Raw genomic sequence first — 8,959 nt, 5'->3', positions numbered from 1 at the left:
TAGTAGTGCCTTTTGGTAGTATTTAGTTTTTGTGTGGTAACTTAAACAATACATCATCAGGGCGTCACTATCTACTGCTTTTTAAGTAAAAGAAACGCTGCGCCACAGCCTTGGCAGGCCGTCGCGCAGCGACTTAGTTCACTTACAGTTAAACGCAATAACGCAAAGTATTAATAATAAATTGTTGCAATTATTTGATAACGCCGAAAACTCTATCCTATAGAGGATGTGGATTCGGTGTTTTATTTTTTGTTAAAGTTAGCATAAACTAACAAAATGGGTTTATAATGACGATGTAAGGAAAAGCTCAGTTTAAACTTAAGGAGTCGATAAAGTGTTGAGAATAGCTGTTGAAATATTTGTCATGTGGCTCTGTTACGCGTTATACATGATAATCATTGTCTATAAGAGAGGGCCAATAGGTGGTATTTTCTTTTACCCGAAGGTGATGCAGGAACGTACAATTGAACTTGGCCTTATCACAAGAAGAGAGTTAATGAGAAGGAAGACTTTTGCATATGCATTGATAATAGCATGGATGTTGATAATTCCGGGAATAATGATTATCTGTATAAATGGAACTCGTAGTTTTTTTGATTGTAGCTTGCAATTCTATGTCTTGTTTTTAGGAGCGGAATTTTATGACTGGCTTTTCATAGATACAATATGGGTTGCTTTGTCAGACTGGTGGCTGATTCCAGGGACTGAAGATTTGAATGACACCTGGCATAACGTCAATGTAAAGAAATGGAAGTTTGTAAAACTTATACCATTTTCAATTCCGATTGCAGCATTTGCGGGAGGAATCTATTGGTTTATTGGCTTGAGCTTATAATGAATGGAGATTGTATGAAATATGCAGGTATGCCATCAGGCATGTGGATGATTTTTAGTAAATCCTTTAAAAGACAGCTTATAACAGATCTAAATTATAGCGAGAATGAAGCAGCTTTAATTGCAAAACGAGCTAAGCCCAGATATAGAGAGATTGTCGAAAAGCTACCTGAATTTGATAAAGAAGACAGGTTTAAGACGAATATTGTGAACTGTGCTCTTTTGATCTCGTTTCTTCTATGTATGGACAAAAGACCGACAGTAGAAGAGCTGACAAAATACTATGAAGATGCTATGTCTACTACGGCTACAAAGATTTTTTGCAGACTCGGAGGAAAAACGAAATTTACGGATAAAGATGTGGCAGGGTTAAAAGCAACCGCAGTTCTTCGAGCCGGGGACAGAAATAAATATTCCTGGAACATGGATTTTATTCTCTATAGTGATGGAAGTGGTTATGAAGCAAGGTTTCTGTCTTGCGGTATATGCACACTAATGAAAGAATATGGCTTTTATGACCTCGTTCCTGCCATGTGTCATCTGGATTATACGATGAGTGAGTTTGGTGGAGTGTCTATCTTTATAAGGGAATATACACTTGCATCAGGCGGACCATATTGTGATTGCGGATATAAAAAGCGATAGAAGGGGATCTTATGTATCACATTGAGAAAAACACAGTGCAGGAGACACTGATAATACCTTTGTATGGAAGAAAAGTTTGCTCAGAACATTTCCCAAAGCTGTTTAAAGACCCTGAGGCAGAGCGCATATGCAGCATGCTGGATTATGATTTTGCCGAAAAAGGGAAAAAGATGGAAAGCGCTGTTGGATTATTTGGGGCACTGGAAGTAGCGCAAAGGCAATACGATCTTGCCTATGAAGTTAAAGAGTATCTTAAAAATCATCCTGATGCTTCTGTGGTAAATCTTGGGTGTGGGCTCGATGATACATTCCGCAAATGCGATAACGGGAAATGCAAAGGCTATAACATAGATATGCCGGATGTAATAGCCGTCAGAAATGAACTTCTACCTGAAAGCGATAGGGAAAGAAATCTTTCCTATGACCTAAATGACGACAGTTGGATGAATGAGATAGATGGAAGTAATGGCACAGTATTTTTTGCTTCCGGCGTGTTTTACTATTTCAAGACAGAAGATTTAAAAGTGCTATTTCAAAAAATGGCAAAAAGATTTCCAGGTGCAGCTATCGTATTTGACAGTTGTAACCAAAGGGGCGCAAAGATGATGACAAAGACCTGGCTTAAAGAAGCAGGGATTTCTGATGTTGGAGCGTTCTTCTCATTAGAGGATAAGACAGAGCTTGAGAGCTGGTCTGATGATTTTGCCTCTGTTTCAGCAAAGAGCTATATGCGAGGATACCGTGATATCTATAAAGAGGTAGGACTATTTCATAAACTGATGATCAGATTCTGCGATAGCTTTGTAAATATGCAGATTATAAAGATAACCTTCAAGTAAAAATAATATCGGAGAGATGATATGCGCTCCGTGCATGATGGATTCAAATGAGGAGGTCTGAAACAGTGCTAAAAAACTATAACAAGGAAGGACAAAAGCTTCCTTTGTTTGGCGTTGGCCCGTATATAGTCTGGGGAATGGGAGTGTTTTCACTCATTGGGGTAATTCTAATAGGATATGTGCTTAAAATCAGAGAACTAACAGAACCCTGGATTCTGATGTTTAGGATTATAGGAACACTGCTCATATTTACAGGAATCGCAGTTTGGTTTATCGGAGCAGTCCGCTCAGATATGGACAATCATATAGAAAATAATAAGCTAAAGACAAGCGGTATCTATGCATGGGTTAGAAATCCGATGTATAGCGGCTGGTGGATTGCTATGACTGGAATAACGTTATTATGGGGAAATGTATTGATGCTTGCTCTTCCTGTAGTCAACTGGCTTATCATGACAATCACATTGATAAATACGGAAGAAAAATGGCTGCTTAATCTATATGGTGAAGAGTATGCTGAATACAAAACAAAAGTAAACAGGTGTATTCCATGGAAACCGTCAGAAGACAGAATGTATGTAACAGAGATTTCTACTGCAAGGTGGATGGCATACGACATTCCAGGAAACATAGGATGGATCATTTATATTGTCTGCCTTGCCAAAAGCTTTGTAAATAAGCCATTTATAGCATCTTGGGGACTGTTTGGAATTGTGGCTCCGGCTGTAATACCTGCTGTTATGATGGCAATAGGAGTTATCGAGCTTATATCAGAAAGAATAGAAAGACTTGATAGAAGGCTTCCAAAGACAAGGCTGCAAAGGGGATTTGGATTTCTAACGCTTGGTGGCACGGCCGGTGCTGTAATAAGTATAGTTACGCTTATATATGGAGCTTGTATTGGCGAAACAGAACTGCTTCTTATATGGATTATGATTGCCGGAGGATTACTATGCAGTATATTTGCAGGGCTTATTTATAAAACATACAAATAGAGGGAGACAGACAATGAAAACTGCGAAGGAAATACTGGAAAAAAAGGCGTTTATAAAAGCAGAGATTGATAAGAAGTTCAGTAATAGCAATGAACTTTGGGGAAATGCGGAAACAAAACTGTCCTCTATCATGGAAAAGTATCATGATCTTCCCAAGGGCGTACATATGCACACAGACAATTTTATATTCCCGTCTGCTGCTATTTATCTTACGCTCAAAGAGGTGACAAGTCAGGGAATTGCATATGAGATAGTGGAAAATGCTGCTATAGATCATTCTATGGAAACCGGAAGAAAATTGGCAAAGATGATGGGTGTACCGGGAATGAAGAGCCTCTTTATTAAGATTTGGAATCCTCTGACAAAGAAGATGTTTGGCGCTGATAGCGGATTTAAAAATGTGTTTTACCAAAACGAAAAAGGCGAATACAAGATGGATGTTGTTGCGTGTCCATACAATAAGTATTTTACGGAGCTTGGCTGTCCGGAACTTACGAAGATATTTTGTGCAAACGATGACAGATGCTATGGAAATCTTCCCGGCATCGAGTTTAAAAGATCTGGTACACTGGGAACCGGTGCGGATAGGTGTGATTTTTATCTAAGGAAACTGTAAGGAGAAAAACAAAATGATTTTGACGATTTTTCTTTCTTTAGTAGTTTGCGGAGCTGTGTCGCTTATGATGATATCAGGCATAGCATTTATTCAGGATATAAGAATGTTCTCATCAGCACCTAAGGAAGCACGGGAGGTACTGATTCCAAGAGACAAAGAGTTGTTCTACGGTGCAAGGACAATAGGATGGGTACTTGCAATATTCAGTTTTGCGATGATCCTTGGTTCTTTGACAATTGCAATTCTGGATGGCTTCAGGAGTGGATTTACATTCTGGCAGTATTTCATGAGGATTGTGATCATGTTCACTCTATATAAGGTCTATGACATGATTTTTTTCGACTACTTTTTGCTTATGAGGTTCCATTTCTTTCAGCATTATTATCCTGAAATCGAAAATGTATTTAAGGGCAGAAAATACGGATTTAATATCAAGAGTCAATTGTTAAAGCTATTCATCATTTTCCCAATAGTTTCGGCATTTATTGCATGGATATGCACGATGCTGTAGAAAGAGACATAATTATTGAACCTCTAATTAGAATACATTGATTGACAAAGTTCTAATTCTTGGTTTATATATTGTTAATAAGTTAGCTGCGGCTAACATTGTTTTTATTATATTGAAGTTCATAAGGAGGAGAATGAGTCATGAAACCGGATTATAAAAACTGGATGCCAAAGGGCATGGTGTTTGGGTTCTTGGCAGCTACCGGTGTAGCGCTTTTGATGTCATTAGTTTTTGGAATGGCAGGATTTATTGGGAAGATATTGTTGGTAATAGGCATATTTCTTGCAATCATAACAATATGGATGTTTTTGATGTACAGGGCATTTTCCTACAATGGCTCAAGACAGATGTCAAAGCAGATAATAGAGGGTGTTTCGTCTTACGTGAAGATCCCCGATGGCGGAAAAGGTCTTGATGTCGGGTGTGGTAGCGGTGCGCTTACAATTGCATGTGCCAAGAAAAATCCCCATGCCCAGATGGTTGGAATAGACAGATGGGGAAAAGAGTATGCGTCATTTAGCAAGACTCTTTGTGAAAGTAACGCAAAAGCTGAAGGTGCCACAAATGTTTCTTTTGATCAGGGAGATGCCACAAAGCTTGAATTTGAGGAGGAGACTTTTGATGCTGTAACAAGTAACTATGTATATCACAACATCCCCAGCAGGGACAGACAGGCTATTCTCCTGGAAACTCTGAGGACTCTCAAGAAGGGCGGAACATTTGCAATTCATGACATCATGTCAAAGAGTAAATACGGAGATATGCAGAGCTTTGCGCAGAAACTCAAAGACATGGGATATGAGGATGTGAAGCTTATTGATACTACCAGCGGGATGTTCATGAGTAAGTTTGAAGCTACCTGGATGGGACTTAGCGGATCTACAATACTTATGGGCAGAAAATAAAACAATTGATGAGGAGGATGCAGCGATGGGACTTTTTAAGAACTATGTAAGCCAGACAAGAAAGCCGGAAGGTGTTTTGGGGAAAATGATGATCAATGGTATGAACAGTGGTCATGCAAAGATGGCAGACTGGGGAATATCGCATCTTGAGGTCAGCACGCCAAAGGAAGTGGTGGAACTTGGATGCGGTGGAGGCAGAAATGCCGGAGCTCTGATGAAGAAATATTCCTCAGCAAATATGACGGCTATTGACTATTCACCGCTATCTGTAGAAAAGGCTACGGAGTATAACAAGGCAATGATCGATAAAGGAAGATGCCAGGTTCAGCAGGGAGATGTATCCAACCTTACACTTCCTGAAGAAAAGTATGATCTTGCTACAGCTTTTGAAACTATATATTTCTGGCCTGGACTTGAAAAATGCTTTTCCGAAGTTGCTAGAGTTCTTAAACCGGGCGGAACATTCATGATTGTAAACGAGTCAGACGGCACAGATAGAGCAAGCCTTAGTTTTGAAAAGATAATCGATGGAATGAAGTGCCATACTCCTGACGAGATAGAAAAAGCCTTAAAAAGTGCAGGCTTTTCGAAGGTAAAGACGAATCATCATGCATCTAAGCCATGGATAACAGTGCTTGCTCAGAAATAAAAAAGAAATATTGAAAGAGGAGGAGTTTGTAATGCAAGAATGGAACAAGAAAAAAGGACTGCGGACTGCGCTATATGCTGTGTTATATGCAGTTATGACAGCCATTGTATGCGTGTTTGGAGCGATACATCCAGTGTTGTTCGTCTGCTATCAGGTAACTGCAGCTGTGTTGGTATCAGGAGTAGTTATTACTGCATTTAGGAAGCTGAAGGCTCCTGGTGTTGCCTTGTGCCTTGCAGCAGGATTGTTGCTTTTGTTTGTTATTATAGGTGATGCTGTAGCATGGCATGTTGTTCCTGTTATCGTTATTGCTGTTATTGCTGAAGTGGTAAGAGCATTAACAAAATATAGCTGGGCTGGAGATCTGATTGGAACAGTAATTATGTCGTTTTCCAGTTTTGGATATTATGGTCAGATATGGTTTAACAGAGATTATACATATGAATGCGCAGTCGAGGAAATGCCGGCCGGATATGCAGACACACTTATGGCTGTGAGTCCAACCTGGGCATTTGCCTTGGTGGTTATTGTGGGAGTTATTATTTCTGTGGCAATCTCAAATGTCACAGCAAAAATATTCAAACTTGAAAAATGACGGTTTTTAGAATGAGGGCTTTTACAATGATAAGACTAACAGGACTAAATGAAGATGATATCAAGGAAATATCCTGGCAGATAGCAGATGCTTTCTACGATTATCAGTATAGCTCTGAAGACATCGGGCTTGTGAAATACATTTCATCCAGAGAGAACATGTTTACGTATATGCATGCGATTGTCAAAGCAGCGTACAATTCAGGAATGCTATATACAACAAGTGAGAATCATGAAGGATTCTTAGTATTATCAGGAAAAGAATGTGGCTCAGTCAGGTTTTTTGATGGACTTAAGATGATAGCTGCTGAAAAAAGAGCTCTCGGAGGTTTTTCTAACATGAAGAAATTTATAGGTGCATGTTTTAGCGAGGGCGGAACCATAGAAACAAGAATGCGGAAGGCAAAACGTGATTTTATAAGGATAGAAATGCTTGTTGTGAATAAAGAGTATCAGGGAAAAGGCTTTATGAAGCAGATGTTGGAATACACATATGCTTTGGCTAAAGAGAAAAACGTCCCTGTTATTCTTGATACAGACGATAAGAATAAAGCTCTTCGTTATAAGCACCTGGGAATGACATTGGATAAAACAAGAAATTGTGGAGAGAAATTCCACATGTATGATCTAATCAGGGAGACAGCATGATATGTATATAAATGAATATGGCAATCCGGGAAATCCCAAGCTTATTTTGCTGGCTCCAATGATGATCTCGGGAGAAAACATTTATGAATTGGTGAGTCCGCATCTTAAAGGAGAGTACTTCATAATAGCTCCGGATCAGGGCGGACATGGAAAGGCCAGCAATTACGTTAGTGCAGACATGGAGTATAGCGAGCTCAAGAGATATTTGCGTGAAAAGAACTATAAAGATATAAAGCTTGTTTATGGAGCTTCTATGGGTGTTGCCGTTGGATGGCGGCTATTCATGGATGAAGCGTTTAATGTAGAATATGCCTGGTTTGACGGTGTGGCATTGGCAAAGAGCTCGTGGTTTGCAGAAGTACTTGTGGCAAATCTTTTTAAAAAGAGAAAAAAGATGCTTAATAAGACTCATGTTGAAGCATCTCAAAGCCTTGTTGACTGGTATGGATATGATTTTGCAAAGATGATGACAAAGAATTTTGAAAGAATAGATGAAACTGATATTAAGGCCATCTGCCATGCTTGCTGTAACTACGATATGAAACTGTTGACCAAAGAACAGCAGAAAAAGCTCCATCTGGAATATGGTGAAAAAGATTTTGACCTGAAGCTTTCAAAAAAGTCTTTTCCCAAGTATCTGCCTGAAGTTAAGGTGGTTATCAGAAAAGGGTATCCCCATTGTGGATACATGGCAGCGCATACAAAAGAGTATGTAGAAGAGATGGAGAGATTTATTCAATGACCATTGAATGGGGAAGAATCAGACATTTATTAAAACTTGGGTGTTTTGCGGCACTAATAGTGCTAACAGCAGATATGATCCTGGGATGGGGAACATTTTATGATGGCGTGCCCGGACTACCTCCAATGTGGGCGAGGTTTCTGCTGGTTTCAGATGGGAGAATAATTGCATCAGCAATTTTGGGACTTATAGGGATTCCACTGGAATGCTTGTGCTGGTTTGCTGTTTACCGCATGATCAAGCCATTTTCCGAAAAAGATGCGCATGATTACAGGGCAGGAATAATCGGATGCCTTGCATTTGGCGGATGCGGTGTTCATGTTCCTTGCTGCATGGCGGCTTTTCTTTTAAAAAGATTCTATGAGCTGAATCCAGATGCAGTAGTGAATAACATGAAACCTTTTCTTATCTGGTTTCTGCTACCTGCAGCTGTAATCTTTCTGGTTTTCTTTATGTTTGCAGCAGTAGTTCAGATAAGAGCAATTGCTAAAGGAAATACGCCATTACCTAAGTGGTGCTGGATTTTCAATATTCTTATTGGAATACCCTGGATTATCTTGATGAGAATAATTGGAGACTACCCAATTACGAATGCCCTTGCTGCGGCATGGATAAGTATCGGAAATTTGTGGATGATGGGCGGGTTATTGGTAATAACCAAAGGAAAAGAAGAATCTTAGAGTTCAAAGATGTTATAATAATACTCTTTGACTATACGAAATATAGTCAAACAATTTCTGAGAATAATACGCAGGAATAGGATGAGTTGTTAATTGTACCCGAATTGTTCAAACCAATTATCTCGCAATTAAATGGTCCAGTGGTGCTACGTGAATTCAGGGAGCAAGTTATATCATGCGTGCCAATGTTAGATGTTGGAAATGAGAGCATTTCTGCTTAATTGAGATTTGTTAATTATTTCCGTTAGAATCATTATATTTTTCGGCGAGAGAGGCAAAGAGGTCTTTCACCGAAAGATAT

The 8,959-nt window shown here is 39.3% G+C and carries 12 protein-coding genes; all 12 read left to right on the top strand.

Annotation, left to right across the window (positions count from 1 at the left end; translation table 11 throughout):
* The first annotated feature begins 334 nt into the window (after nucleotides 1–334).
* The 12 genes from J6O61_RS16275 (at nucleotide 335) to J6O61_RS16220 (ending at nucleotide 8,658) form a co-directional block, all read left to right on the top strand.
* The gene (locus J6O61_RS16275) at nucleotides 335–835 is read left to right on the top strand and encodes a hypothetical protein (protein ID WP_292215311.1); all 501 of its coding nucleotides are present in this window, start codon (nucleotides 335–337) and stop codon (nucleotides 833–835) included.
* A complete protein-coding gene (locus tag J6O61_RS16270; protein ID WP_330613810.1) occupies nucleotides 811–1,479 on the top strand; it encodes an L-2-amino-thiazoline-4-carboxylic acid hydrolase in 669 nt (222 codons plus the stop codon). Before J6O61_RS16275 ends, J6O61_RS16270 begins: the two co-directional genes overlap by 25 nt.
* Before the next feature lie 11 nt (nucleotides 1,480–1,490).
* Entirely contained in the window at nucleotides 1,491–2,318 is an 828-nt protein-coding gene (locus J6O61_RS16265; RefSeq protein WP_292215309.1) for a class I SAM-dependent methyltransferase, read from the top strand.
* A 65-nt stretch (nucleotides 2,319–2,383) separates the two neighbouring features.
* The gene (locus J6O61_RS16260; protein ID WP_292215307.1) at nucleotides 2,384–3,313 is read left to right on the top strand and encodes a methyltransferase family protein; all 930 of its coding nucleotides are present in this window, start codon (nucleotides 2,384–2,386) and stop codon (nucleotides 3,311–3,313) included.
* Nucleotides 3,314–3,326: 13 nt separating this feature from the next.
* Nucleotides 3,327–3,929, top strand: coding sequence for an L-2-amino-thiazoline-4-carboxylic acid hydrolase (locus J6O61_RS16255; protein ID WP_292215305.1), 603 nt, complete (start codon nucleotides 3,327–3,329; stop codon nucleotides 3,927–3,929).
* A gap of 13 nt (nucleotides 3,930–3,942) precedes the next feature.
* Entirely contained in the window at nucleotides 3,943–4,440 is a 498-nt protein-coding gene (locus J6O61_RS16250) for a hypothetical protein (RefSeq protein ID WP_292215303.1), read from the top strand.
* A gap of 140 nt (nucleotides 4,441–4,580) precedes the next feature.
* Entirely contained in the window at nucleotides 4,581–5,345 is a 765-nt protein-coding gene (locus J6O61_RS16245; RefSeq protein ID WP_292215301.1) for a class I SAM-dependent methyltransferase, read from the top strand.
* A 25-nt stretch (nucleotides 5,346–5,370) separates the two neighbouring features.
* Nucleotides 5,371–5,994, top strand: coding sequence for a class I SAM-dependent methyltransferase (locus tag J6O61_RS16240; protein WP_292215299.1), 624 nt, complete (start codon nucleotides 5,371–5,373; stop codon nucleotides 5,992–5,994).
* 31 nt (nucleotides 5,995–6,025) lie between these two features.
* Entirely contained in the window at nucleotides 6,026–6,589 is a 564-nt protein-coding gene (locus J6O61_RS16235) for an MptD family putative ECF transporter S component (protein WP_292215297.1), read from the top strand.
* A complete protein-coding gene (locus J6O61_RS16230; RefSeq protein ID WP_292215295.1) occupies nucleotides 6,586–7,236 on the top strand; it encodes a GNAT family N-acetyltransferase in 651 nt (216 codons plus the stop codon). The genes J6O61_RS16235 and J6O61_RS16230 overlap by 4 nt, the downstream gene beginning before the upstream one ends.
* A 1-nt stretch (nucleotide 7,237) precedes the next feature.
* The gene (locus J6O61_RS16225; protein ID WP_292215293.1) at nucleotides 7,238–7,978 is read left to right on the top strand and encodes an alpha/beta hydrolase; all 741 of its coding nucleotides are present in this window, start codon (nucleotides 7,238–7,240) and stop codon (nucleotides 7,976–7,978) included.
* On the top strand, nucleotides 7,975–8,658 hold the full coding sequence (locus tag J6O61_RS16220; RefSeq protein ID WP_292215291.1) for a DUF6796 family protein: 684 nt from the start codon (nucleotides 7,975–7,977) through the stop codon (nucleotides 8,656–8,658). The genes J6O61_RS16225 and J6O61_RS16220 overlap by 4 nt, the downstream gene beginning before the upstream one ends.
* Nucleotides 8,659–8,959 lie beyond the last annotated feature (301 nt).

This window comes from Butyrivibrio sp. (genome assembly GCF_017635265.1).
Taxonomy (GTDB): Bacteria; Bacillota; Clostridia; order Lachnospirales; family Lachnospiraceae; genus Butyrivibrio.
The sequence above is the reverse complement of the archived record's forward strand: the minus strand, read 5'-3'. Positions and strand labels throughout refer to the sequence as shown.